This window comes from Pelagimonas sp. (assembly GCF_050633425.1).
Lineage (GTDB): Bacteria > Pseudomonadota > Alphaproteobacteria > Rhodobacterales > Rhodobacteraceae > Pelagimonas.
This window is the reverse complement of sequence record NZ_JBOEGM010000020.1, coordinates 153145-178197: the sequence shown is the minus strand read 5'-3', so window position 1 is coordinate 178197 and position 25053 is coordinate 153145. Positions and strand designations below refer to the sequence as shown.

The window sequence follows — 25053 nt, the reverse complement described above, 5'->3', positions numbered from 1 at the left end:
CCGTAAGGTCCGCTGAGCCGACTTCCAACCCGAAATTTCGCTGCAAGGCTCACCAATGACCGCTCTTCTCGCGGCGTTGCAGCGTTTTTTCCAGAACTGTCTGGCCGAGGCCCTGACTTTGCAAAGGTCGCAATCTGCGCTTCGCTGACATTGGTGCGATCCTGGTTCGCAGGGGGCTGCTCACTTCGCCCCAGGATGACCGCTGTCAGCCCAAATTGGACATTCGCTTAAGTTGCAAGAATGAAGTGCTGCTACAGCGAAACCAAAAAGGTCGGCCTCCCAAGACCGGACATTCAGAGCCTCCTCTGGCCTTGAGGCATGCGGCAATAGGATCGGAAGTTAGGAAAGCGCACTTCAACTAACAAAGGCCGACAATGCGCTAACAATCAAGTTGGGCGACGCCAGTGGGGCTGTTTAGACTGATGCCAGGTTATCGGTCGAGTTTCCCTCGCGCAGCTGCATTGGCAGCTACAGCTATCAGGCGGGTAAATACGCGCCGTTCCATGTGGGCGGCCAAAGCCTGACCTATGACGCCAATGGCAATATGACCCGCAGGCTGCATGGCAAGGTCATGACCTATGACGGCGAAAACCGCCCGCTTTCGGTGACCTTCAACGGCAAGCGCACGGAATATGTCTATGGGGCCGATGGATCGCGGCTCAAGATGATCCAGGATGCGGGCACGGCGCAGGAAAAGGTGACGCTCTACCTTGGTGAGGTCGAGATCCAGAATTACGGCACCGGCGCGGGCGAGGTCATCATGGCCTATCCCCATCCTGATATCCGGCTGACAAATGGCGGCTCCCCGGCCTATTTCTTCCGTGATCAGCTGAATTCGGTGCTGTCGGTCTGGCGTCAGGATGGCACGGCCGAGGCCAAACGCACCTATCGCCCCTTTGGCGAAGTCGAAGAATACGCCGCCCCCGGCACCCCCGAGGCCAAAGCCTATATCGGCGAACGCTTCGACCGCGACGCGGGCCTGAGCTACCTCAACGCCAGATACTACGACCCCGAACTCGCCAAGTTCATCCAGCCAGATTGGTTTGAAGTGACACAGCCAGGGGTCGGGACTAATGGTACTCATATAGCTTTAATGATCCTGTGAACCTGATGGATCCAAACGGGAACGCGACTGTAGGTTGTCTGGACGACTGTCATCAATTTGCCGATGATAAAGCAGATGAAATCGACCGGCTTCAAGATAAATGGGACACAGACCCTCAGCATTCTGACGCATGGTACGAGCAGAACATTGAAAGCCTCAGACGCGATCATGCCCACTATCAGCACTGGGCAGACTTGAAGCCCGCAAGACGAGCGGAAATGTTCGTCCAAAGCCTAGTCGCTCAAGGAGCAGTGGCCATTTCTCCAGGCGCTGGTGGGCAAATATTGCGGCCTACCCCCTACAAGTCACCACACGTTTCGCCAGTTGTTGGTACAGCTATGGCTCCTGGCGCGACGAGTAAGGGGGCAAGGGGGGTGATTGGATCAGATTTTGAAGCTTACCTTGCTGCTAATTTGAAGGGCGGAAAAGCAATGGGGCATGTTAAAGCTGAAGTGAAAGGTGTTGCCAAATCGAGAGACTTCGATGTTTCTTACCTGAATGGTCAGAAAGTAACTTGGGTAGAATCGAAATCTGGAAACTTTTGGAGTGATGCGAAAAGGATTCAGAAATTTCGGACTGCCGCTGGCCAACAGGCGCAAATAGCAAACGCACATGGAGCTAGATTTGAGATACATTCCAACACCCCAATCCCGCAAAGCGTCCGAGGCTGGTTGGATAAGCGAGGCATCTCTTATGTTGAGTGGTGAAATAAAGTGAGTAGAGATATCGGTTCAATTGAAGTTACATTTCTGCGAAAGCTTTCAAATCAAGATTGGCTGAAGCTTACTACAGCAATGTTAAAAACTTCGTTTTATTTGCCAATAGGGGGTGGGTGTAAGACAGAGCATCTTCACGTTGGGCAATGTCCAGATGATTTCGATTGGTCAGTCGCTGAGCTCACTATGGAGGAGTTTTGTGTTGTCCTGTTAGAAAAACAAAGCGCCGAAGAACGTATTGGTTTTGTTCTTGAAAATAGCAAAGATGCTGGCGATAGATTGTATGTTTGGGGTGAATCTGATGCATTTGGGAACACTAGCCTTGTGTTTCAACCTTCTAATTGGAGGCCTGTTGTCAAGGGGTCAGAGGTTTCAGACGTTTCAAGATTTATCCCTACAGTCTACGCTTCCTGTACTTCGGTAGATAAAGAGATTAGGTTTTCATTTACGCAATATATTGACCGATAGGACTGCTATGCAAATAAGATAGCGAACAGTTACTATCAAACCAAACAAATGCCCTCCCTCACCGTACCACATCTGAAACCCGATGCCGCGCAGTCCCCAATCCTGTGCTCAGGATTGAGTTCGAACCGTTCAATTTATTCCGCCAATACTGCGTCACATCCCCCGCCTGCGCGGCGTTGTGAATGACCCTGGGCCGGATCATGATCAGCAACTCCGTGCGGTCATTCTTGCTATCCTTGCTGCGAAACAGAGTGCCCAAAACCGGCACTCGCCCCAACTCCTCGGCCCTGGTCACGTCATCGCGTTCCTGAATCAAAGGGCCGCTTTATGCGATGCGCATGCAGCGTGGAAAAGCTAATACACCAGCAAGCATGGTTATTTTGCAAACTACGCTACCTGCGCATGGCAGACCTTGAAGCACGGCGCAGTAAGTGGGATCCGCTCCGATAGGGCTTGAATGGCCGCTTTAACCTGGGCGAAGTGCTACCTTTGCAACTGCCGCGAACTTCCGCTTCCCGCCCATCTGCCAAACAGCCATGTCCGCCTTGGGCTAACAGCTGACCTTAAGGCATCCCCGGAAGGGGATGGTTAACCTATCGCACATCTGGTGGGTGGTTTTGCGTAGGCATTGCAAAGTCGCGGTGTGATCCTCAGTACACGGGTCTGTTTCTTTATCTCTAATAGTATAAAGACCGCCATTAGCAGGTCGTTCGGGTGCCGCGTCAATCATGAACGTTGACAATGCTGAAGAAACTTGGGCATTAATCGCGTGTTCCGTTTTGTGCATGTCCTTGGCGTCTTGGTGCATCAAATGCGAGCAAAGATTCAAAGCATTTGGGTTTAGGAGCTATACGGAAGGTTTGGCATTTTTTGCGTAAATACTCTTATTTCTCATCACGCCTTGGTCGACTAATGCCAGTTCTCATTTTTTTGACATTAAGCGCTTGTGCTCCAGTTCATCGGCAATACATTCCCGGCGTGCCCTATTCAGGCATTTGGATTGACCGAGAGACGAAAATGGAGCGAGATGGAGAGACGTTTGAATTGAGCTTTTCAAACCATGCGTCGGTTTACATCTGGGAAACCTCGGAAGACAGGACCGTGATCGAATCCGGTACGTTGATCCACGTCACGGACACTTATCAAACTGAGATTATTGTTAAGAAGTCCGGCGGACAAAGCCTGACAGTACAAGACCGTGAATTGGCTGCAGAACTTGCCGAAAAATTCTGTGGACGGTTGCTACGTAAGCACGACTATAGTGCGTTCGATAACGGTATCTTCTTTCCGGCCAAAAAAACGGAAACGGGGTACTGGCGTTATTCCGAAATATGCTAGGGGTTGCGGGAAAGGGCCGCTTTTCGTTTCTGGGGACACGCACTGTGACACTCTAATTCGGTTTTCCATCCTCAAGGCTGAGTAAGATGTTCGAAGGTGGCCTAGCGGGTCCCCAAGCCGGCTCCCTGACGAGTAGGTTTGACGCACACTGCCGTGTGTGGATGGCTTCAAGCTCGGCAATCACGGACGATTTAGAAATCTATTTTGTCGAAACTATTCTCCGATCTCTCTCACACGAGTGACGTGTTTAGGCCTAAGGGCTAGAGCTACAATTTTCATTGCTGAGGCCGAAGAATGAATGGGTACAGACCCTAAAACGTGGTGGAACCGATTAAGGCTTTTGCCAGGGCCGCCTCGAGCTTTGGGACAAGATCTGAGGTATTATCGACAACGCCTACGTCAGAATTAATTTGAAATGCAATTGTGACACCGTGATCGGCGTAATGTCGAAGGCTTGACACATATCCAGGTATCCAGCCGCCATGTCCATAGACCCGCCCCAATGGTGTATCGCGATAGATGGCGACACCGCAGCCGTAGTAAATGTCGGGGGCGTCCGGGTGGACCGGAATGCCATCAAGGAGCCTGTCGAGATAAGCATGTTCCAGAGCGGCCCCTGTGAACAAGGCGTGCCCCCACCTTGCAAGGTCTGCTGATGTCGTTGCAAATCCTCCGCCGGTCCATTCGATCGCCGGGTTCCATATAAGGCCTCCGTGATCATCCATTGTGCGCACCGAAAGGTCGAAAGGGTTATTCTTTGCTGTGTAGCCGACTGCCAAGCCTGCGAGGTTGGTCGTATTCGACGGTCCGGTGCTGTCGAGCCGCAATGGCGTGAGAAAATAGGTGCGCGCGAGATCAAAGACATTTTCGCCCGTTGCCGCTTCGATGACCATGCCAAGCAAAAGATAGCCTGTGTCGGTGTAAGCCCAGGAAGACCCTGGCTCAAAAATCGCGGGTTCGTCGAGGATGAACGAGATCGCCATGGACGGATCGAACGGGGCTTTGGGTCCGCGTGCAATCAGTGCAGACGCGACACCTTCCATATGGATGTGATCTCGTAAACCTGCGCTATGGGTCACAAGCCGCGCGACCGTCATGCTGTCGGCATTGGCCAGGCGCGCAAACCACGGCAGATCACCAAGGTGCTTTGACACAAGATCAGCGCGGCTGAGCGCTCCGTCCGTTTCGAGCGAGAGAATCAATGCCCCCCAGATTGTCTTGCCGATACTCGCCCCGAGCATTCGGCTTTCGGGTGTCATTGCGATGGCTGCTTCGACATCCGCCAAGCCGATGGCGACGCTCTCGCTGTGACCGTCCGCCAGCACAACTGCGGCGGTCGCGCCGGGGAACCCGTAGGTTTGTTGAAACTCTTTGAGCAGACCTTGGAGAGTGCCGCGTAGGGCTGTGTCCTGAGCCTCCACTGGCTGTGACACCGCAAAGAGCAGAAACAGAAGCGCCACCGAGCATGTTAAAAGCCCTCTCACTGCTCCATCCGACCGCCGCCGGGTACGACATCTGTCACAACATGTGGGGGGGCACCGTCATGACGCAACAGGGTGTCACGGTTCCACCACACCACGACGGCAGCAACCGCCACCAGTATCCAAGTGTCATATGGTTGTGCATCCGGCCAGACAGGAAGGATCAGTTGCCAATGAAAGAGCATCGGCCAGAGCAGACTGCCACGAGACGCATTGAAGAGGGGGGTAACGAGGATGGCAAGGGTTATGTTGCCAACGAGAAAGGGGAAGAAGTTCCACCCCGCGAAGACTGTTGACGACAAGAAGAATGCCGGAAGATGCCTGATGCCCCAGATCGTGCCGATGATCGCACCCGCCCAAAAGGGTGCCATATGACGCTGGAGGATGGGTTGCGCTACTCCCCGCCAGCCAAACTCTTCGATTGGCCCGAGGAAGAGCATCATCAGGCTTAGGGTCGCAACTGCGCCGAGACCTTCGGGGGGCAGCGGTGCCATGAGCGGCCCGCCTTTCATCAGTGATCCAATCATGAAAACAACAGGAATTCCAATCAGGACAAAAAGCGCCCAAAACAGCGAGCCCTGCCACATCAAGATCCGAGACAAAAACCCTTTAACGCTGTGAGCGCCGCCGAAAAACAGAAGCACTGCAAAGGCCGAGATCGCCGGTGCCCAAGTGGCCAGAAAGAAAAACGGGTGCGAACCACTGATTTCGCCGAACGTCGCATTGGCCCAATCCGGGGCGAGAACATAGCCCCCAACGAGCCCCCATGTGATTGTGAAGGTCAGAGCGATGAAGAATATGAGTGCTTGCGAAGGAATTCGAAAGGACTGGGTTGGTGCAATAATATCTGCCGTGGGTTAATCCCCCCAAAATGATTTTAAAACAGGGTAAACCAGGGCCACCTCGGCCACCGATCTGCGCGGGAATGCCGCCTTTGTCGCCAAAATTGTGCGCTTTGCGTTTCCCTGCTCATGCCTCTTTCCACTATTCCACGGCCCGGACGGGGTTCATGAAATCAAAGCTCCCCGGTGTTGCACCAAGCGCTTTTTCTATGATGGTTTGTGTCACTAAACGGCGCGACCGAACCTCCGCCGCTGAGAACCCGAACAGGCCCCCGTCGGTCAAAAACTGAGCCCCTGTAAATAGAAATTGTATGGTCTCAAGCGGCTTTTCGACGTCGAAGACACCTTCGACGATGCCCATTTCCACAATCCGTGCAAGGATCGGCGACAGCTTTAGGACCGTCTGGATGTTTGTCAGTTCGTGAAGTTCTCGGTTCTCTGGAAGGTGAAGCATCTCGGCGACGTCTAAGCTGTCCTCTTCGCCAATGTGGCTATTGCCCAAGAGCGCTTCCATTTTTTGCATGGCCGTCAGTGCGTTATCCGCGGCGACGGTTTCGGCAAGGGCGACGATTGCGTCGAGCGTCTTGTCCACGATGGCCTGAAGGATGTCAGGTTTTGACTTGAAATAGTAATAGAACGTTCCTTTTGAGACACCGATCTCACGAATGATCATCTCTACCGAGCAATTGGCGTAGCCGTGTTTGCGAAACAGCCGGTCCGCCGTTTCTACAATCTCCGCGCGTCGTTCTTCAGGGGCTTTAACGATCCGAGCCAAGTCGATTCTCGATTTTCACATGCCACTGACCAACCGTCAGTCAGTCAAATGTCCACGAAAACGGTCATCTGCAGTTTCCAAAAGAAAAACGGGCGTTCACCCGTGACCCAGCAGACCGAATTTTGGAATGCAAGAGGGCACCTTATAAGTTCGGTCAAGAAAACCTTAGGCGATTTGTGTTGAGCCGCAACCGAACGGACCACGTCGCGGTTTGGATTTTCGACGCAAGAAAAATGCCCCCAAACAGTGAGCGAATGCAAAAAAGGCGGGGGAGCCCGGCTGACTCTTGCGATGCCATTGCGGTTGAAAACCCAATCGTCGTGGTTCAGAACGTCAGATCGAGGCCATCAAATCGTCAATGGCAGAGAGATGACGCATGCGGATGATGGCTTGGCTGCTGGCGCGAAGGTCACGGTTTCGTGAAGTCGCGACGGAACGTCTGCCCCAACCCGTTTAACGCATTGCAACGCAGTATGAAAGTGAGCCGAAATGACCAATTCAAACCCCAACCGCCGTGGCATCCTCGCTTGGACGCTTGCCGCCTTTGGCTTGTCTGCAACTGGTCGGCCCGCCATTGCCGCGAGCCTGACCCCCTCAGCGACTGAAGGTCCGTTTTATCCGACAGAGCGGATGCGGCGCGCCGATGTGGACAACGATTTGGTCAAAATCATGGGCAAAGTCCAAGAGGCTGGGGGCGAAGTCTTTCATCTAAAAGGGCGGGTGTTGGATGCTAACGGTGCACCACTCGAAGGCAAACGCATTGAGATCTGGCAATGTGACATGAACGGCAAATACCTGCATTCCGGTGACCGCCAGGACATCCCCTTCGATGCGGCATTTCAAGGGTTTGGACATGACATCACAGGGCCAGACGGCAGCTACGAGTTTCGGACCATCAAACCCGTGACCTATCCGGGCCGCACCCCGCATATTCATGTGAAGCTTTTCGACGGGACAACCGAGCTTCTGACCAGCCAATTCTATATCGACGGGCATCCAGCAAACGACCGCGATCGAATTTTCCGGCGCTTGTCAGCAAGTGACGCTGCCGCCGTTTCAATGGTTTTCGTCGAGGCGAACGGCCAAGTCGAGGCCAGCGTCGATGTCACGCTGCGCAGTGTTTAAGCCACAGAAAACTTGGATTTGGGAGGGTCGCTCATGTTGAAGAAAACAGTCGATCATCCTTACTTTCTCTGGCTCCTTATGGCCCTACCTACGGCGCCCATGATTATGGCGTTGCTGTCCGGTGCCGAGGGGCCCGATGGGATGCCTGCGACCGAGTTCCTGCTTCACCCCACCGGCGAATTCTCGGCCCGTTTCCTGATCATTGCGATGATGCTCACGCCGCTGCGGATGCTGTTTCCCAGCTCGGGATTTTTACGCTGGATGATGAAACGCCGCCGCTATTTTGGTGTCGCTGCGTTCTTTTATGCCGCATTCCACACGCTGCTTTACATCGTCGACATGGGCAGCCTGCGCGCGATGCTGGCGGAGTTCACGGCCTTGGGCATCTGGACCGGTTGGCTTGCTATGGTGATCTTTGTCCCGCTGGCCATGACCTCGACCGCCGGATTTGTGCGCCGTATGGGGTCGGCCTGGAAAACGCTTCAACGCGCGGTCTATGCGGCGGCTGTGGCGACCCTGCTGCACTGGATCTTTGTGCACAACAATCTGGGCCCGGCCCTTGTTCATTTTGTGCCGCTAGCGCTGCTTGAATCCTATCGTATTTGGCGCAAGGTGCGCCGCTCTCACCAACCAATATGAGGACCTCCCATGAAAAGAACTCTTTGGACCGCAATGACTGTTGCACTCTTGTTTGGCACCAGCGCGAGCGCAACGGGATTGTATAGCTGCGAAGCAACGACACAATCGGACTGGCTCAGTTCAGAAGAGCTCACTGAAAAGCTCAAAGGTGATGGCTGGACAGTGCGACGGATGAAGGTCGACGGTGGCTGTTGGGAAGTCTACGGCACAGACCCAGAGGGGCGTCGTGTCGAAGGCTACTTTCATCCCGTGACTGGCGACGTAAAGCTGATCGCACAGCGTGGAACCATCTTGTTTCGGGCCGATGAAAAGTGACAAAGCCTGAACCGCCCGGTTCATTGTAAATCCATGGCAAATTGGCTGTGAAACAGCGGGAGGTTTCGAATTTATTCGATGTCAGGCGTATCGTTGGCACCATTGATGTCGATGAAACAACCACCCCTCGGATCGTAGCCTCCTTGGGGGAGGCTGCTGGTCCGGTGAAGACTGGCACCCGCCTGTTCCACAGTTCAAAACTTGCGACGTCTGTTAACCCCCGGCTAAAGTGGCCGGTCCTGCGGCGAAGAAACGTTCCAACGAAAGTTCCGAACTGGACCGTGTTTTACCGTTCGATCAGATTGCCGCATGGATGATCAGTCTGGGGGGGGCCAAGCTGGCGTCGTTCTCCTTCGCTTTTGAGACCAGAAGTTCAAACAAAAAGGGGACGCGGTGATGGCCGCGCCCCCTTTGGGTCTTCGTTGATCAGTCTGATCACAGATCAGGATACAGCGGGAATTTGGCGCAGAGCGCTGCGACTTCGCCACGGACTTTTTCTTCGACCGCGCCGTTATCATCCGCGCCATTGGCTGCGATGCCGTCAACCACTTCGATGATCCAATCGGCGATCTGACGGAACTCGGCCTCACCAAAGCCGCGCGTTGTGCCCGCGGGCGACCCAAGGCGGATACCCGAAGTCACGGTTGGCTTTTCAGGGTCAAATGGCACACCGTTTTTGTTGCAGGTGATATGCGCACGGCCAAGGGCCTTGTCGACGATATTGCCGGTCACGCCTTTTGGGCGCAAATCAACCAGAACAACATGGGTGTCGGTGCCGTGTGTGACCGTATCCAGACCGCCTTTGATCAGCTGATCAGACAGCGCTTGGGCATTGGCGATGACCTGCTTGGCATAGTCTTTGAACTCAGGACGCAACGCCTCACCAAAGGCAACCGCTTTGGCGGCGATGACGTGCATGAGCGGGCCGCCCTGAATGCCGGGGAAGATCGCCGAGTTGATTTTCTTGGCGATGGCCTCGTCATTGGTGAGGATCATGCCGCCACGTGGACCGCGCAGGGTTTTATGGGTGGTTGTTGTCGCCACATGCGCATGGGGGAAGGGCGAGGGGTGTTCACCCGCCGCAACCAAACCGGCGAAATGCGCCATGTCCACATGCAGGTAAGCGCCAACCATGTCGGCGATTTCGCGCATGCGTTTGAAATCAATCTGGCGCGGAATGGCAGAGCCACCGGCGATGATCATCTTGGGCTGATGCTCTTTGGCGAGCTCTTCAACCTGATCATAGTCGAGCATGTTGTCTTGCTTGCGCACACCATATTGAACGGCGTTGAACCACTTACCCGACTGGTTGGGACGCGCGCCGTGGGTCAGGTGACCACCGGCATCAAGCGACATGCCAAGGATGGTGTCGCCAGGTTGGATCAGCGCTTGAAACACACCTTGGTTGGCTTGCGAACCTGAGTTCGGCTGAACGTTGGCGAAATCGCAGTTGAACAGCTCTTTGGCGCGATCAATGGCGAGATTTTCAGCCACATCAACGAATTGGCACCCACCGTAATAGCGACGGCCGGGATAGCCTTCGGCATATTTGTTGGTCATCACCGACCCTTGGGCTTCCATCACCGCACGGGACACAATGTTTTCCGAAGCGATCAGTTCGATCTCATCGCGCTGGCGACCGAGTTCGCTGGTGATCGAGCCGAAGAGTTCGGGGTCACGGTCGGCCAGAGGCTGAGAAAAGAAATCACGAGATGCAGTCATTTGGGCTGCTCCTTGATGGGTAGCGGGATGGAAAGGGATTCGAATTGCGATGTTTCCTATCGGAAACGGCACATAAGGCAAAGAGAGTAAAGCGACGAAACGCAATATTCTTGCGGCATCACTGGTGCGCCGGGTGAACTTGTGATTGTTTCGGAGACAAAAGCGACAGACAGGAAACAGCCATGTCCCTTCGAATTGCATTTTGCGCCTCGCGCGCGCCGATTGCACAGGCGGCTTTGGCCGGGCTCACGCGGCGCTATGGCGATCATGCCGAACAGGGGGCGGACGTTGTTGTCGCCCTTGGCGGCGATGGGTTTATGTTGCAAACCCTGCATCGGACCGAAGCAAATCCGGCCCCTGTTTATGGGATGAACCGGGGCACGGTCGGTTTTCTGATGAACGAATATTCGGAGCATGGGCTGGAAGAACGCCTGAAAGCAGCAGAGCAGACGGTGATCAACCCCTTGGTGATGCGCGCAACCTGTGCGGATGGCGCTGAACATCGGGCTCTGGCGATCAACGAGGTGTCGATCCTGCGCGCCGGGCCCCAAGCGGCGCGGTTGCGTATTAGCGTCGATGGCCAGGTGCGGATGTCAGAGCTTGTTTGCGACGGGGCGCTGGTTGCAACGCCTGCGGGATCGACGGCCTATAACTATTCTGCCCACGGTCCCATCTTGCCGATAGGGTCGGATGTTTTGGCCTTAACCGCCGTTGCCCCCTTTCGACCACGGCGGTGGCGGGGGGCTTTGCTGCCAAAATCCGCCGAAGTGTCGATGGAGGTTTTGGACCCTGAAAAGCGGCCTGTGATGGCCGAAGCGGACGGCGACAGTGTGCGTGATGTATTGCAGGTTCATATCAAATCCGAGCCACAGATCGAACATCGTGTGTTGTTTGATCCGGGGCACGGCTTGGAAGAGCGGCTGATCCGGGAGCAATTTGTCTAAGAGGGTGTCATGGTTTCAGATCCCGCAATGGCGTTTTTGGGCGGCTTGGTTTTACTTGGTCTGCTCTATTCTCTGCTGTCGTCGGTCTGGGTCTTCTTTCGGGAACGCAAAAAGCGGAAATTCGAAAAAGCCCTGCGCATATCGGATGCGTGGGAGCGTCGCGGCCCCATTAAGAACCCACGGGGTAGAAATCCACGGAGGCGCGATGTGTAAGACGGTGCGACACGTGGTTCAATACAAGGAGCGGGAATGGACGTTGGTCAGGTAATAGATGTGTCGGACAAAATGCAGTCGGGGTATCGCTATCAGCTATCAGCCCCCATGGGCGAGGAGTTCGCCGATGGCTTTGCCCCATTTTACAGCCCCAAGCAGATGCTTGAGATGGGGGTCTTTGAGGGCAAGTATTGCAATGACTGCACAGACGAGCTTCCAAGTGATTGGTTTGAAAACGCCAAAATCAGCGAAAAGCCGGATGTTTCGCTAAATTATTTCGGGATCAAAAGCCGACAGCCGCTGAGCACTTGGCGTGAGAAAGGCTGGATTTACGGGCCGGACCTGCGCGGCTGGTTTCAGTGGTATTGCCGCTATTTTATGGGCCGCCGCTTGCCTGAGATCGACGCGATTCAGGTTAAACGTTGGCGGGCGTTTGCGCGACATGCCGGGCAAATCCGCGCCAATTGCCATTCCGGCGATATCTTTTGCAGACCGCGACAGCGCCAAGGCCTGTTGCAATGGTCGTATGATCCGCTGATCTGACGGTGTCAGATTGGCAAAGGTGCAAAAGGCCCGGAGATAGCGCCGGGCCTTTTGGTATTTGGGACAGGCGGTTTACCCCTTGGCGTAGCCAAGCCCCTGAAGCGCAACCTTGATTTCATCCAGAATAACCGGATCGTCGATGGTGGCGGGCATCTTGTACTCTTTGCTATCGGCAATCGACACCATGGTGCCACGCAGGATTTTACCCGACCGGGTTTTGGGCAGGCGATCCACAACGCAGCACAGTTTGAACGCCGCAACCGGGCCGATCTTTTCGCGCACCAGCTTGACCACCTCTTTGACGATATCGTCATCGGGCTTGGTCGTTCCGGCATTGAGGCACAAGAAGCCAAGAGGCATCTGGCCCTTGAGCTGATCTGCCACACCAATCACCGCACATTCGGCAACATCGGGGTGATCGGCCAGCACTTCTTCCATGCCGCCGGTCGAAAGACGGTGACCGGCGACGTTGATCACGTCATCGGTGCGCGCCATGATGTATAGATAACCGTCTTCGTCGATCATCCCCGCATCGCCGGTTTCATAGTAACCGGGGAAATTGGTCAGATAGCTTTTCTTAAAACGATCTTCGGCATTCCAAAGGTTCGGGAATGTGCCGGGCGGCAGGGGCAGCGGCGTGACAATGGCCCCCAATTCGCCGGGCGGCAATTCGTTGCCCGCATCATCGAGGATTTTCATTTCATACCCAGGGAGCGGTACAGAAGGCGAGCCAAGCTTGACCGGCAAAAGTTCGATGCCAACTGGGTTACACACGCCGGGATAGCCAAGTTCGGTCTGCCACCAATGGTCGATGATCGGCTTTTTCAACTGATCCTGCGCCCAAACGATGGTGTCGGGGTCGGCGCGCTCACCGGCCAAGAACACCTGATCAAGACAGCTGAGATCGTATTTCTTAACGTATTCACCGGTCGGATCTTCGCGTTTCACCGCGCGGAAGGCGGTCGGCGCGGTGAAGAAGGTTTTGACCTTGTGCTCTTCGATCACCCGCCAGAAGGTGCCGGGATCGGGGGTGCCGACGGGCTTGCCCTCAAACACGATGGTGGTGTTGCCATGGATCAGCGGACCATAACAGATATAGCTGTGACCAACGACCCAGCCCACATCGGAGGCGGCCCAAAACACATCGCCGGGATCGACGTTATAGATGTTTTTCATCGTCCAGTTCAGCGCCACGAGCTGCCCGCCGGTGTGGCGGATCACGCCCTTGGGTGCGCCCGTGGTGCCAGAGGTATAGAGGATATAGGCCGGGTGATTGCCCTCAACCGGAACACATTCGGCCGGCTCAACACCGTATTGAAAGCCATGCCAGTTAAAGTCGCGACCCTCTTTTAGGTCGGCAACCTCTTGTTCGCGCTGGAAAATGACGGTGAAATCTGGCTTGTGATCGGCAAGGTCAATCGCACCATCCAAGAGCGGCTTGTAGTGAACCACGCGGCCCGGCTCCAACCCGCAAGAGGCGGCGATGATCGCCTTGGGCTTGGCATCGTCAATACGCACCGCCAATTCGTTGGCGGCAAAGCCCCCAAACACAACCGAATGGATTGCACCTAGGCGGGCGCAGGCCAACATAGCCTCAAGCGCCTCGGGGATCATCGGCATGTAAATAATGACGCGGTCGCCTTTTTCGACGCCCTTGGCACGCAAAGCACCGGCAAGATTGGCAACGCGGTTGCGCAGCTCAACATAGGTGATTTCGCGTTTTGTGTGGGTGATCGGGCTGTCATAAATGATCGCGGTTTGCTCGCCCCGGCCATTTTCGACATGACGGTCAACGGCGTTATAGCAGGTGTTGACCATGCCATCGGCGAACCATTCATACATGTCACCGCCGAGATCGCTGAGCGCTTTGCTGGGTTTCTTGTCCCAGTCGATTGCGTTGGCGGCGTCCATCCAGAACCCTTCGGGATCGGATTTCCAGCTGTCGTAAACCTCTTGGTAGCCCATGGTGTCCTCCACAAATTCCATCCTCTGGCAAAGGCATAAGCGGCGCGCCTTGATCCGGGCAAGTGTCTAGGGCGTGATGTGGACAGATTACCGCAGATGAATATGTGGTTTTTCAGAATGACCCTTGCAAATTTTTGCAAAGCCCTGTGTTCTAGCCCTTTGGCTGCAAATTTCCGATGGAAATGCAAAGTTGCAAACTTAGACTGCGAATTTGTCACTGTCTAAGATGCGAATCTCAAACCCGTTGCCAGAAATGGCAAAACCCGGCATCTTTAGGTTGATTGATGGGTGTTTTGAGGGGGTGAAAATGCGTTTGACACAAGCGTCGATGATTGCACTGTTGACGGTTTTATTTATCAGCAACTCAGCAGCAGCGCAGGGGCGATGGGAGGCGTTTAACAACGCCAACACCGGGTTCAAAGGCGCGGTTGTTTGCCCCGTCGATGACAAGGAGCAAGCAAATTATTTTTGCTACATGGTCGGCTGTCAAAACCAAAAGCCACTGGCGCATCGTGTCTTTTTCCACGGTGGGGTGTTGCCAAAATCCATTCAGGCCCGTGTTTTGGTCGATGGAAGAGACGCAGGGCACATGACGTTTTCCCATACGGGGCAAACGGATTACGAGGATTACCACGCGCCCTATGACCTTGCAGCCCATGGAGCGCTTATTGCAGCCTTGAAATCTGGCACGCGGGCGGAATTGGTTTTGATGGATGGCACGAGTGGCGAGGTTGTGAATAGGACGGCGATGTCGTTGCGCGGGTCGTCCAAGGCGCTGGATAGCGCGGTGCGGCAGTGCTCCCTGCCACCGCCTCCACCGGTTCAGGAACCGCTGGCTTTGGCCAAGGCAAGGGTGGAGAAAGATTGCCAGACCCTTGATGGGACGGTGACAGTGGAAGACGGGGCCGTAATCAAAGAGGATTTTGATCATGACGGGCTGGTGGATGAGGTGATTGATTACGCTCAGATCACCTGCGACAAGGCGGCGTCGCTATTTTGTGGCAGTGCGGGGTGCCCGATGGAGTTCTATCGCCAACAGCAAGATGGTGGTTTTGTACGTATCGGTGGCGGCCATATGTATGGCTATCAGGTCACGGTGAAACCGGTGATCACCTTGAACTTGCACGGTTCCGCCTGTGGCAAAATCGGAGCGGCCGGGTGCCGCAAAAGCTTTACGGTTGAGAACAACGATCTGGTGCCGCTTGAATAATGAGGTGGGCGGGGGACACCCGCCCAACCTTGCTTAGGAATAGGCTTTGACCGGGGTGCCAGCGATGGCGGCCATGTTGAGCAAGCCGCGCGCAGTGATTGAGGGCGTGACGATATGCGCGCGGTTACCCATGCCCATCAGGATCGGGCCAACCTCAAGCCCGTCGGCCTTCATTTTCAAGATGTTACGCACACCCGAGGCCGCATCAGCATGAGCAAAGATCAACACATTGGCGCTGCCTTTCATGCGGTTTCCGGGCAAGACGATCTCGCGGTAATTTTCATCAAGGGCGGCGTCGACGTTCATCTCACCCTCGTAGCAGAAATCATGTTGTTTCTTGTCGAGAATGGCCATCGCCTCGCGCAGACGCTTGCCGGAGCCTTCGGCCTGGTTGCCAAATTGCGATTGCGAGCAAAAGGCGATTTTGGGCTCAAGACCAAAGCGTTTCACATGCCGCGCCGCGCCAATTGCGCTTTCGGCAAGTTCCTCGGGCGAGGGGAGGGACCGAACATGAGTGTCGGCAATGAACAGTGGCCCATCCTCAAGGATCATCATCGACAAGGCCCCGTGCGGACGCATGGTTTCACTGCCAAGCACTTGATTTACATAATTCAAATGCCAGCGGAATTCCCCAAAGGTGCCGCAAATCAAACTGTCTGCCTCACCTCGATGCACCATGATCGCACCAATGGCGGTCGAGTTGGTGCGCATGATGGCGCGGGCGGTTTCGGGGGTGACACCGCGACGGCACATGAGTTGATGATAGGCCTCCCAATAATCACGATACCGCGGGTCATTTTCCGGGTTCACGATGTTGAAATCCCGCTCTGGCCGGATTTCAAGGCCAAGTTTTTCACATCGATTGGCAATCACTTCGGGGCGGCCAATCAGGATCGGTGTTTCCGTGGTTTCTTCCAGGATCGCCTGGGCGGATCGCAAAACACGTTCATCTTCACCTTCGGCAAAGACGATGCGCCGCGAGGCCGTTGCAGCAGCCTGAAAAACCGGGCGCATCAGCAGGGCGGATTTATAAACACTGGCGTCTAGCTTTTGCTTATAGACCTCAAGATCGGCAACAGGGCGTTGGGCGACACCGGTTGCCATCGCAGCCTTGGCCACAGCAGTCGAAACAACGCCGGATAGGCGCGGGTCAAACGGCTTGGGGATCAGGTAATCTTCGCCAAATGTGAGCTGTTCACCGCGATAGGCGGCGGCGGCTTCGGCGCTGGTTGTGGCGCGCGCGAGGGCGGCAATCCCTTCGACACAGGCCACTTGCATCTCGTCGTTGATTTCCGTGGCCCCGACATCCAATGCCCCGCGGAAGATAAAGGGGAAGCAAAGCACGTTATTGACTTGGTTGGGGAAATCGCTGCGACCTGTGGCGATGATGGCGTCCGGGGCAACCTCCCGCGCGAGGTCGGGCATGATTTCCGGGGTCGGGTTGGCCAAGGCAAAAACAATCGGGCGTTTGGACATTTTGGCGACATGTTCCGGTTTCAAAACACGTGGACCAGACAGGCCGAGGAAAAGATCAGCACCATCAATGACGTCATCCAATGTCCGCAGATCGGATTTTTGTGCAAAGGCGGCCTTTTGCGGGTTCATGTCTTCGGTGCGGCCTTCATAGACCAACCCGTGGATGTCACACAGCCAGACATTCTCGCGTTTCACGCCCAGTTTCAGCAACATGTTGAGGCAGGCAATGCCCGCAGCGCCGCCACCGGTTGAGACGATTTTAATATCTTCGAAGCTCTTGCCCGCCACATGCAGCGCATTGGTGGCGGCGGCCCCAACAACAATGGCCGTGCCGTGCTGGTCATCATGGAACACCGGGATATTCATCCGCTCACGGCAAATTCGTTCAACGATAAAACAATCTGGTGCCTTAATGTCTTCGAGGTTGATCGCGCCAAATGTTGGCTCAAGCGCGCAAACAATCTCAGCAAGCTTTTCTGGGTCAGATTGATCAACTTCAATGTCAAAACAATCAATATCGGCGAATTTTTTGAACAGGACGGCCTTGCCTTCCATCACCGGTTTTGACGCCAAAGCCCCAATGTTTCCAAGGCCTAAGACAGCGGTTCCGTTGGAAACAACTGCGACGAGATTGCCCCGAGATGTGTAGCGCGCGGCGTTTGCTTCGTCGTCTTTGATCTCTAGGCACGCTTCGGCCACACCGGGGGAATATGCCCGGCTGAGGTCGCGGCCGTTCGCCAAAGGTTTGGTCGCGCGGATCTCCAATTTACCTGGCTTGGGGTTTTCATGGTAAAAAAGTGCGGCTTGGCGCAACGTTTCCTTGGCTGAGTCGGGCATGCTTAGGTCCTGATTTTCAATATGGTTTAGCGTTAAACCAAATTGCATTTTGGTTCGCCGGTTACATGTGACTTATCAGTTTCGCGCATTAATTGAAAACTGAATTGACGCAGGGGCGAGGGACTTGCATTCTGGTGGACCGCTTCGCAAACTGCCGCCTTGATCACCGGAGAGTATGATGTCCCGACCTGAGTCGTTGTCTGATATGGCCCGCGCCGTGCGCGAGAACGCCTATACCCCCTATTCACATTTCAAAGTCGGGGCCGCATTGCGCACTCCGTCTGGTGCTATCTATACCGGATGTAATGTAGAAAACGTTGCCTACCCCGAGGGTACCTGCGCTGAAGCGGGGGCGATTGCGGCCATGGTCGCCGCCGGTGAAACCGAAATCACCGAGGCGTATGTGATCGCAGACAGCCGGCATCCCGTTCCGCCCTGCGGTGGCTGCCGTCAAAAACTGGCGGAATTTGCAAAGTCAGGCGTGACTGTGACCTTGGCCACCATTGATGGGGCCGAGCAAAGCGTTCTGGTTGGCGATCTTTTGCCCGGCGCTTTTGGTCGTGATCACATGGAAAAATCATAATGGATGCCCGCGCAATTAACGCCTCATTGCGCAAAGGCGAAGACCCAACCCGATCGGAATTGTCTTGGTTTGCCCATGGTTTAGCGGATGGACGGGTCAGTGATGCCCAAGCGGGGGCCTTTGCGATGGGAGTTTGCCTGCAAGGCCTGTCCGAAAGCAGTCGTGTCGCGTTGACGCTTGCGATGCGCGATTCGGGGCATGTGCTGGATTGGGACCTGGATGCGCCGGTGGTCGATAAGCATTCTACCGGTGGTGTTGGCGACTGTGTAAGCTTGGTTCTCGCGCCGATGCTGGCATCCTGCGGTGTGTACAACCCGATGATTTCGGGGCGGGGCCTTGGCCATACCGGCGGCACGCTGGACAAATTAGAAGCGATCCCCGGCTATTCGGTGACACCGGATGAAACGCGCTTTCGTGACATTGTGCGCGACGCGGGCTGTGCGATTGTCAGCGCCTCGGCCAATATCGCTCCGGCGGATAAGCGGCTTTATGCGATCCGGGATGTGACCGGGACGGTCGAAAGCCTCGATTTGATCACTGCGTCGATCCTGTCCAAGAAATTGGCGGCTGGGCTGCAATCGCTTGTTCTTGATGTGAAAACCGGATCGGGTGCCTTTATGAAAACCCCCGAAGATGCGCGGGCTTTGGCCCAGTCACTGGTGTCGACGGCCAATGCGGCCGGGTGTCCGACCACGGCCTTAATCACCGATATGAACCAACCTTTGGTCCCCTCGCTTGGCAATGCGCTTGAGGTTGATCTGTGCATGCGGGTGCTGACCGGTAAGCTCAAAGGGCCGCTGTTGGAGTTGAGCGTTGACCTCGGGGTTGAGCTGTTGAAAGCCGCCGGTATTGAGGATGGTGAGCCGAAACTGCGCGCGGCGATCTCATCGGGGCAAGCTGCTGAACGGTTTGGCAAGATGGTCTATGCGCTTGGCGGGCCGCTGAGCTTTGTTGACGATTGGCGACGTTTCCTTCCCGAAGCCCCGGTGATCCGGGAAGTGGTCGCGGAACAAGCCGGATGTGTCACCGCCATAAATGGCGAGACCTTGGGCCTGGCTGTTGTCGATTTGGGGGGCGGGCGCCGGGTTGAAACAGATCAGGTCAACCCCGCCGTCGGCCTCACGGATGTGGTGCGATTGGGCGAGCAAGTGGCCAAGGGTCAACCCATTGCCGTGGTCCATGCTGCCCGCGAAGAACAGGCGGATGCGGCTGCGAAGATGGTCCAAGGCGCGATGACGTTTGGGGCCGAAGCGCCAAAAGACCAACCTTTGACAATCGAACGGGTGGCGTGATGCGGGCCTTTTTGGTGGTCATGGATTCTGTGGGCATTGGCGGGGCCCCTGATGCGGCACGCTATTTCAACAGGGGGCTGCCGGACACCGGAGCCAACACTTTGGGCCACATCGTTCAGGCCTGCGCTGCCGGAGAGGCGGAGGTGGGGCGCAGCGGGCCGCTCGCTGTCCCACATCTGGCGTCATTGGGTTTGTTTCATGCCATGGATTTAGCGAGCGGAACCCGCTCCGATCCTGTTGATTTGCAAGGTAAATACGCCGCCGCGACCGAAGTGTCGAAAGGCAAAGACACCCCCTCCGGTCATTGGGAACTTGCTGGCTTGCCGGTGCCATGGGATTGGCACTATTTCCCTGATGCAACGCCTGCGTTTCCGGCAGACGTGACCGCCAAAGTCTGTGAACTGGCGCAAACCGACGGGATTCTGGGCGATTGTCATGGCTCGGGCACGGTGATGATTGATCGCTTTGGTGCCGAGCATATCGCGACTGGGCACCCCATTTGTTACACATCCGCGGATAGTGTGTTCCAGATCGCCGCACATGAAGACACCTTTGGATTGGACCGCCTATACGCGCTGTGCGAAGGGTTGGCCCCGATGCTGCATAAGCTCAAAGTTGGTCGTGTGATTGCACGCCCCTTTGTGGGGACCCCCGGTGGTTTTCAGCGCACGTCACATCGCAAGGATTTTGCGATAACACCGCCGAAACCGGTTCTGACCAATTGGGCACAGGATGCCGGGCGCGCGGTTTACGCCGTTGGAAAGATTGGGGATATCTTTTCCATGACCGGCATAGATGAGGTGCGCAAAGGCCCTGACGAGGTGTTGATGACACAGCTGTCAGATTTGGTTGAAACGGCCAAGGATGGCAGTTTCACTTTTGCCAATTTTGTCGACTTTGATTCCGAATATGGCCACCGCCGCGACATCGCAGGATATGCGCGCCACCTTGAATGGTTTGATATTGAACTAGGTCATGTGTTGGCGAAATTGCGCCCCGGTGACATGGTCGTGATCACCGCCGATCATGGCAATGATCCCAGTTGGCCGGGCACCGATCACACCCGCGAACGCGTTCCGGTATTGGTCGCGGGCAAAGGCGTTGGCGAAATTGGTCAAATCGCTTTTGCGGATGTTGCCGCCAGCATCGCCAAGCACCTGAATATCCCGGCACAGGGTCCGGGAAGGAGTTTTCTATGATCGACGAAGAAGGGCTGCATGCCCTTGTGACACGGCCGAAAATTGAGCTGCACACTCATCTCGAAGGCATGGCTCCTCCGGCGTTCATTCGCGGGCTGGCACAGGAAAAGAATGTCGACCTGTCCAAGATTTTTCGCGAAGACGGTTCCTATGATTATCGCGACTTTGTGCATTTCCTTTCCGTCTACGAAGCGGCCACGTCCGTTTTGACCGGACCTGAGGATTTTGCCCGCATGACGCGCGCGGTTCTCGAACAGGCAGCGGCCAGCGATGTCGTTTATATCGAGAGCTTTATCAGCCCTGATTTTTGTGGGAACAGCGATCTGTCGGCCTGGCAGGAATACCTGCATGCAATCCAATCCGCCGCCGATGAGGCTGAACGGGATTTGGGCATCACCCTGCGCGGAATCGCAACGCCGATCCGTCATTTCGGCCCTGAAAAGGCCAAGCCAGCCGCGCGTTGTGCTGCTGAAACGGCGGGCAGTTTTGTCGTCGGTCTTGGCATGGGAGGGGATGAAAACCAAGGCAAACAAAAGGACTTTGCCTATAGTTTTGATATGGCCCGCGAGGCGGGGTTACATCTGACCTCTCATGCGGGGGAATGGCGCGGCCCACAAGAGGTGCGCGAGGCGATCGAAGATCTGGGTGTTGAGCGTATTGGTCACGGCGTCCGCGCGAGCGAAGATCTGGCCGTCGTGGATATGTTGATTGAACGGGGCATCACGCTGGAAGTTTGTCCGGGATCGAATGTTTTTCTAGGCGTGTACGACCGGCTTGATCAGCATCCGATTGAAAAACTGCGTGATCGCGGTGTCAAAGTCACGGTGTCGACCGATGACCCACCGTTTTTTCACACCACCATGCGCAAAGAATATGCCAATTTGGCGCGGGTTTTTGGCTGGGATGCGGAAATCTTTGACCAAATAGACGAAAATGCGATGGACGCGGCCTTCTGTGACGCAGATACAAAGACCCGGATTCGCAAAGCATTGGAGACGTCATGACCCAACATCTGACCATCGTTGATCACCCCTTGGTGCAGCACAAGCTGACGTTGATGCGCGAAAAGGATACCTCAACCGCTTCGTTCCGCCAGCTTCTGCGCGAAATCAGCCTGTTGTTGGCCTATGAGGTCACACGTGAATTGCCGGTGACACAGCGCGAAATCGAAACGCCGCTCTGCACCACCCAAAAACCGGTGATCGAAGGCAAGAAACTGGCTTTGGTGTCGATCTTGCGGGCCGGGAATGGTCTTATGGACGGCATATTAGAGCTGATCCCGGCGGCGCGGGTCGGCTTTGTTGGGCTCTATCGGGACGAAGAAACCCTGCAACCGGTTCAGTATTACAACAAACTGCCCAAACGCATGGAAGAACGCACCGCAATTGTGGTTGATCCGATGCTTGCGACCGGCAATTCATCGGCTGCGGCGATTGACTTGGTTAAGCAATCTGGAGCCAAAGATATTCGGTTCTTGTGCCTGCTCGCGGCCCCCGAAGGTGTGGCTCGGATGAAAGAGGCGCATCCCGATGTTCCGATCGTAACGGCGTCTCTTGACGAAAAACTCAATGAACTCGGCTACATCGTTCCGGGGCTAGGAGATGCGGGTGACCGCATGTTTGGAACGAAATAAACGATTTCAAAGCTTTACAGAGCGTTGTTGATTTGGCATTCTGGCCTTCACATCTGTGGGGGCAGACATGACATTGAAATCTTTAACTATTTTTGCGGTTTTGGCAGCGGGATTCGGATTTGCATCCGATCCGGCCATGGCTCAATCCAAGATCAACAACGTTCCGGCCAACTTTCCACCGGCTTCGTTCTCTGGAAAGCAATTCGTTGACAACCGTGGTTGCGTCTTTGTACGAGCCGGGTTTGACGGGGCTGTAAACTGGGTGCCGCGTGTCTCGCGGCAACGCACGCAAATCTGTGGTCAGAAGCCGACTTTCGGCTCGGTTGTGGCTGCGCCTGCGGCCAAACCAGCACCCAAGCCCGCGCCCAAACCAGTGGCTGCTGCGCCTGCACCAAAGCCCAAACCCGCCGCAAGACCCGCGCCAAAACCGGTCGTTACCGCCGCGCCTAAACCCAAGCGCAAGCCGGTTCCAGTCGCGGTTGCACCCGCCCCGAAACCCAAGGCACGGGCCGCTCAGCGTTCAGGAACACAAGTTGTCCGAACGCCTGCCTCCAAGCCGGTGGCCGCTCAGCCACCACGTGTTGTGCGTCAAGTTCCGCGCGCCGCCCCAAGAACGCAAGCCCCAACAACAACAGTGCGTCGCGTCATTCCAAGTTACGATGCCTGCGCAAACGGTCATAGAACCAAGGTTGTGGATGGTGTGACTGTCGCATTGCGCTGTGGCCCGCAAAAAGCACCGCATGTCACGGTGATCCGCCGGGGAGAAGCACCTGGACCTGGTAAAAAAGTGTATCACAATCGCGGTTGGCAGGGCAGCGAGTTACGCGGCAATACTGTGATTGTTCCACGCCATGTTTACGAAAAACGCGATACGGCTGTGGCTGCGGTGCCCGAAGGGTATCGTCCTGCTTGGGAAGATGATCGTCTGAACACCCGCCGCGCCTATCAGACCGTTGCGGGTTATATGGATACTCAGCGCGTTTGGACGAACACGGTTCCGCGCGAATTGGCCGTTCAGAACCCAAGGCATAAAATCAAAGCCCCGGTTATTGCCTATTCGGCCAAGGGCTCTCGTCCCGTTGTCTCAACCCGCAATGGCCCAGTTGCCAAGGCCCCGGTGATTTCGACACGTTCGCAACCGCGTAGCGTCAAAACCGACGCGCGCTATGTGGAGATCGGTGTGTTCACGACCGAAGCCAAAGCGCGTGCCGCTGCGGCGCGTTTGAGCCGCTCTGGTCTGCCGGTCAAATACGGTACCTATACCCGCGGTGGACAGAAAATGCGCAGTGTGATGGTTGGCCCATATGCCTCACCAAGGGCGCTGACCGTCGCGCTGAATTCAGTAAAAGCCGCTGGCTATACCCGCGCCTATACGCGCTAAATACCAGACATCATTTCATAAAAAGGCCTGTTTGATCTTTCAGACAGGCCTTTTTTATGTGCCGCTGCAAATGCCTTGAAGCCGAAGCCAGTTTCCATCGCTCAGAATGTCTTGGCTTGGTTGGCCTGACATCGGGTCTGCCTCAATCAGGGCCAATGTGCTTTCACCCGTGAGGTCTCGGGCGTAGGCATAAGGCGAGCTGTGTAATTTGGCTTCTTCAAAGGCCAAAAGCAAACGATCGGGATCGATCTCCGGTTTGGGCTGCGTCAAAAGGTATTCGGCATAAGCAGACAGGGCGTCTGCAGGAAGCTGCCCGGTTGTGACCAATTGCACGTTGGCGACAATGCCGACATGGTCCAATACCCGTTCGAGCGGGTCATGGGATTTGGCTATTGTTTCCTCGGCCAGAATATACCCGGCAGGCACGTCTGGGTCTTCGTGATCCTCGAGAATGGATTTGTTCAGCACGACGATCCCCCCTGGCAAATGCGTGCTGTCGATCACACCATCGCGCACCACTATGACAGTGTCATCACGCTTGGGTCCAAGAACGCGTTTGGCCAGCGTTTGCAGGGCAGGGCGCGCCTCAGCCGTCATACAAGGCTGGCCGGTGACGCGGGACATATGCTTAAGAAGCTCAACGCCGATTTCCGCGCGTTTCACCGGCGGAACCACCTTTACGGTATAGCTGCGAAGCGCGCCGGGGGCCCAAAAGACTGCGGCTGCTATCGTGGCACCAATGGCAGTCACCCCGAACAACAGTCGCAGTTTTCCGGGATGCGGACGTCGGCGTTCGATCGCCTTGAGCAATCGGTCAATACCGTTGATCATTTCGGCTTCATCTTCAGCGAGTTCCAGCGTTTCGTCCGGGTCGCCATCGGGATGAAAAATTGCGGGCAGGGCGGTGCCGTTGGACCGAACAACCGCCGCCAAAGACCAATGTGCCAAAACCCGACCGGGAATGTCGGTTATGGTTAGCGTCGCGTCTCCTAACGATACAACAACTTCTCGTCGTTGCTCCGCCGTATTGGGGCGCCATAGCCCGGTCGCTTCGAGCCGGTCGAATTGCTTGAGTGCTGTCATCTGGGCTGCTCTGCCTCTGTTTGCGTTCACCCTAACATGTGCCGAAGCCTTGGGCAATCTAGGGTCTCAACCGAATAATTCCACGCCGCCCACAGGGCAAAGCGACCTGTACGAGTTCAGTGGTTTGCTGTCCGAAGTCACGACACCTGTCATGGTTAGGACGGCGCA

At 55.6% G+C, this 25053-nt stretch carries 25 protein-coding genes; 17 read left to right on the top strand and 8 right to left on the bottom strand.

Annotated features, from left to right (window positions below; translation table 11 throughout):
* Positions 1–505: 505 nt before the first annotated feature.
* From ACRBB0_RS16590 to ACRBB0_RS16580, 3 genes are read left to right on the top strand one after another with little or no spacing between them, the layout of a single operon-like run.
* Positions 506–1105 (top strand): RHS repeat domain-containing protein, encoded by a 600-nt coding sequence (locus tag ACRBB0_RS16590; protein ID WP_431375562.1) that lies wholly within the window; start codon positions 506–508, stop codon positions 1103–1105.
* The gene (locus ACRBB0_RS16585; RefSeq protein WP_431375561.1) at positions 1102–1812 is read left to right on the top strand and encodes a hypothetical protein; all 711 of its coding nucleotides are present in this window, start codon (positions 1102–1104) and stop codon (positions 1810–1812) included. Before ACRBB0_RS16590 ends, ACRBB0_RS16585 begins: the two co-directional genes overlap by 4 nt.
* 6 nt (positions 1813–1818) lie before the next feature.
* Positions 1819–2289: a hypothetical protein gene (locus tag ACRBB0_RS16580; protein WP_431375560.1), complete on the top strand. Its 471-nt coding sequence runs from the start codon at positions 1819–1821 to the stop codon at positions 2287–2289.
* Positions 2290–2347: 58 nt separating this feature from the next.
* On the opposite strand, the gene ACRBB0_RS16575 is transcribed toward ACRBB0_RS16580, so the two are convergent.
* Positions 2348–2584 (bottom strand): hypothetical protein, encoded by a 237-nt coding sequence (locus tag ACRBB0_RS16575; protein ID WP_431375559.1) that lies wholly within the window; start codon positions 2582–2584, stop codon positions 2348–2350.
* 617 nt (positions 2585–3201) lie between these two features.
* Here ACRBB0_RS16575 and ACRBB0_RS16570 point away from each other — a divergent pair.
* Complete coding sequence (locus ACRBB0_RS16570; protein ID WP_431375558.1) at positions 3202–3627, top strand: hypothetical protein; 426 nt, start codon at positions 3202–3204, stop codon at positions 3625–3627.
* A 311-nt stretch (positions 3628–3938) separates the two neighbouring features.
* On the opposite strand, the gene ACRBB0_RS16565 is transcribed toward ACRBB0_RS16570, so the two are convergent.
* The 3 genes from ACRBB0_RS16565 to ACRBB0_RS16555 form a co-directional block, all read right to left on the bottom strand.
* The gene (locus tag ACRBB0_RS16565; RefSeq protein WP_431375557.1) at positions 3939–5111 is read right to left on the bottom strand and encodes a serine hydrolase domain-containing protein; all 1173 of its coding nucleotides are present in this window, start codon (positions 5109–5111) and stop codon (positions 3939–3941) included.
* Entirely contained in the window at positions 5108–5602 is a 495-nt protein-coding gene (locus tag ACRBB0_RS16560) for a CPBP family intramembrane glutamic endopeptidase (RefSeq protein ID WP_431375556.1), read from the bottom strand. The genes ACRBB0_RS16565 and ACRBB0_RS16560 overlap by 4 nt, the downstream gene beginning before the upstream one ends.
* 490 nt (positions 5603–6092) lie before the next feature.
* The gene (locus ACRBB0_RS16555; RefSeq protein ID WP_431375555.1) at positions 6093–6725 is read right to left on the bottom strand and encodes a TetR/AcrR family transcriptional regulator; all 633 of its coding nucleotides are present in this window, start codon (positions 6723–6725) and stop codon (positions 6093–6095) included.
* 489 nt (positions 6726–7214) lie between these two features.
* On the opposite strand from ACRBB0_RS16555, the gene ACRBB0_RS16550 reads away from it, so the two are divergent.
* From ACRBB0_RS16550 to ACRBB0_RS16540, 3 genes are read left to right on the top strand one after another with little or no spacing between them, the layout of a single operon-like run.
* Positions 7215–7850, top strand: a complete 636-nt coding sequence (locus tag ACRBB0_RS16550) for a hypothetical protein (RefSeq protein ID WP_431375554.1) — start codon at positions 7215–7217, stop codon at positions 7848–7850.
* A 33-nt stretch (positions 7851–7883) separates the two neighbouring features.
* The gene (locus ACRBB0_RS16545) at positions 7884–8489 is read left to right on the top strand and encodes a sulfite oxidase heme-binding subunit YedZ (protein WP_431375553.1); all 606 of its coding nucleotides are present in this window, start codon (positions 7884–7886) and stop codon (positions 8487–8489) included.
* A 9-nt stretch (positions 8490–8498) separates the two neighbouring features.
* On the top strand, positions 8499–8804 hold the full coding sequence (locus ACRBB0_RS16540) for a PepSY domain-containing protein (protein ID WP_431375552.1): 306 nt from the start codon (positions 8499–8501) through the stop codon (positions 8802–8804).
* A 435-nt stretch (positions 8805–9239) separates the two neighbouring features.
* Here ACRBB0_RS16540 and glyA read toward each other — a convergent pair whose 3' ends face one another.
* Positions 9240–10526 carry a serine hydroxymethyltransferase gene (glyA, locus tag ACRBB0_RS16535; RefSeq protein WP_431375551.1) on the bottom strand — a complete coding sequence of 429 codons (1287 nt, stop codon included), beginning with the start codon at positions 10524–10526 and terminating at the stop codon, positions 9240–9242.
* A 182-nt stretch (positions 10527–10708) separates the two neighbouring features.
* On the opposite strand from glyA, the gene ACRBB0_RS16530 reads away from it, so the two are divergent.
* The 3 genes from ACRBB0_RS16530 to ACRBB0_RS16520 are packed head-to-tail and all read left to right on the top strand — an operon-like array spanning position 10709 to position 12226.
* Positions 10709–11470 carry an NAD kinase gene (locus tag ACRBB0_RS16530; protein ID WP_431375550.1) on the top strand — a complete coding sequence of 254 codons (762 nt, stop codon included), beginning with the start codon at positions 10709–10711 and terminating at the stop codon, positions 11468–11470.
* A 9-nt stretch (positions 11471–11479) separates the two neighbouring features.
* Entirely contained in the window at positions 11480–11683 is a 204-nt protein-coding gene (locus ACRBB0_RS16525) for a hypothetical protein (protein WP_431375549.1), read from the top strand.
* A gap of 36 nt (positions 11684–11719) precedes the next feature.
* On the top strand, positions 11720–12226 hold the full coding sequence (locus tag ACRBB0_RS16520; RefSeq protein WP_431375548.1) for a hypothetical protein: 507 nt from the start codon (positions 11720–11722) through the stop codon (positions 12224–12226).
* A gap of 72 nt (positions 12227–12298) precedes the next feature.
* Here the strand turns inward: ACRBB0_RS16520 and prpE are convergent, their stop codons facing one another.
* Positions 12299–14191 (bottom strand): propionate-CoA ligase PrpE, encoded by a 1893-nt coding sequence (gene prpE / locus ACRBB0_RS16515; protein WP_431375547.1) that lies wholly within the window; start codon positions 14189–14191, stop codon positions 12299–12301.
* Between the two features lie 307 nt (positions 14192–14498).
* Between prpE and ACRBB0_RS16510 the strand changes: the two genes are divergently transcribed.
* On the top strand, positions 14499–15401 hold the full coding sequence (locus ACRBB0_RS16510) for a hypothetical protein (RefSeq protein ID WP_431375546.1): 903 nt from the start codon (positions 14499–14501) through the stop codon (positions 15399–15401).
* Positions 15402–15434: 33 nt separating this feature from the next.
* Here the strand turns inward: ACRBB0_RS16510 and ACRBB0_RS16505 are convergent, their stop codons facing one another.
* A complete protein-coding gene (locus ACRBB0_RS16505; protein ID WP_431375545.1) occupies positions 15435–17714 on the bottom strand; it encodes an NADP-dependent malic enzyme in 2280 nt (759 codons plus the stop codon).
* 178 nt (positions 17715–17892) lie between these two features.
* Here ACRBB0_RS16505 and ACRBB0_RS16500 point away from each other — a divergent pair, with 178 nt between their 5' ends.
* The 6 genes from ACRBB0_RS16500 (at position 17893) to ACRBB0_RS16475 (ending at position 23802) form a co-directional block, all read left to right on the top strand.
* Complete coding sequence (locus ACRBB0_RS16500; protein ID WP_431375544.1) at positions 17893–18297, top strand: cytidine deaminase; 405 nt, start codon at positions 17893–17895, stop codon at positions 18295–18297.
* Positions 18297–19589: a thymidine phosphorylase gene (locus ACRBB0_RS16495; RefSeq protein WP_431375543.1), complete on the top strand. Its 1293-nt coding sequence runs from the start codon at positions 18297–18299 to the stop codon at positions 19587–19589. The genes ACRBB0_RS16500 and ACRBB0_RS16495 overlap by 1 nt, the downstream gene beginning before the upstream one ends.
* Positions 19586–20788, top strand: coding sequence for a phosphopentomutase (locus ACRBB0_RS16490; protein WP_431375542.1), 1203 nt, complete (start codon positions 19586–19588; stop codon positions 20786–20788). The genes ACRBB0_RS16495 and ACRBB0_RS16490 overlap by 4 nt, the downstream gene beginning before the upstream one ends.
* A gap of 26 nt (positions 20789–20814) precedes the next feature.
* A complete protein-coding gene (locus ACRBB0_RS16485) occupies positions 20815–21792 on the top strand; it encodes an adenosine deaminase (RefSeq protein ID WP_431375814.1) in 978 nt (325 codons plus the stop codon).
* Complete coding sequence (upp, locus tag ACRBB0_RS16480; RefSeq protein ID WP_431375541.1) at positions 21789–22421, top strand: uracil phosphoribosyltransferase; 633 nt, start codon at positions 21789–21791, stop codon at positions 22419–22421. Before ACRBB0_RS16485 ends, upp begins: the two co-directional genes overlap by 4 nt.
* Positions 22422–22488: 67 nt before the next feature.
* Positions 22489–23802 carry an SPOR domain-containing protein gene (locus ACRBB0_RS16475; RefSeq protein ID WP_431375540.1) on the top strand — a complete coding sequence of 438 codons (1314 nt, stop codon included), beginning with the start codon at positions 22489–22491 and terminating at the stop codon, positions 23800–23802.
* Positions 23803–23856: 54 nt separating this feature from the next.
* On the opposite strand, the gene ACRBB0_RS16470 is transcribed toward ACRBB0_RS16475, so the two are convergent.
* Entirely contained in the window at positions 23857–24885 is a 1029-nt protein-coding gene (locus tag ACRBB0_RS16470) for a hypothetical protein (protein ID WP_431375539.1), read from the bottom strand.
* Positions 24886–25053: the final 168 nt, after the last annotated feature.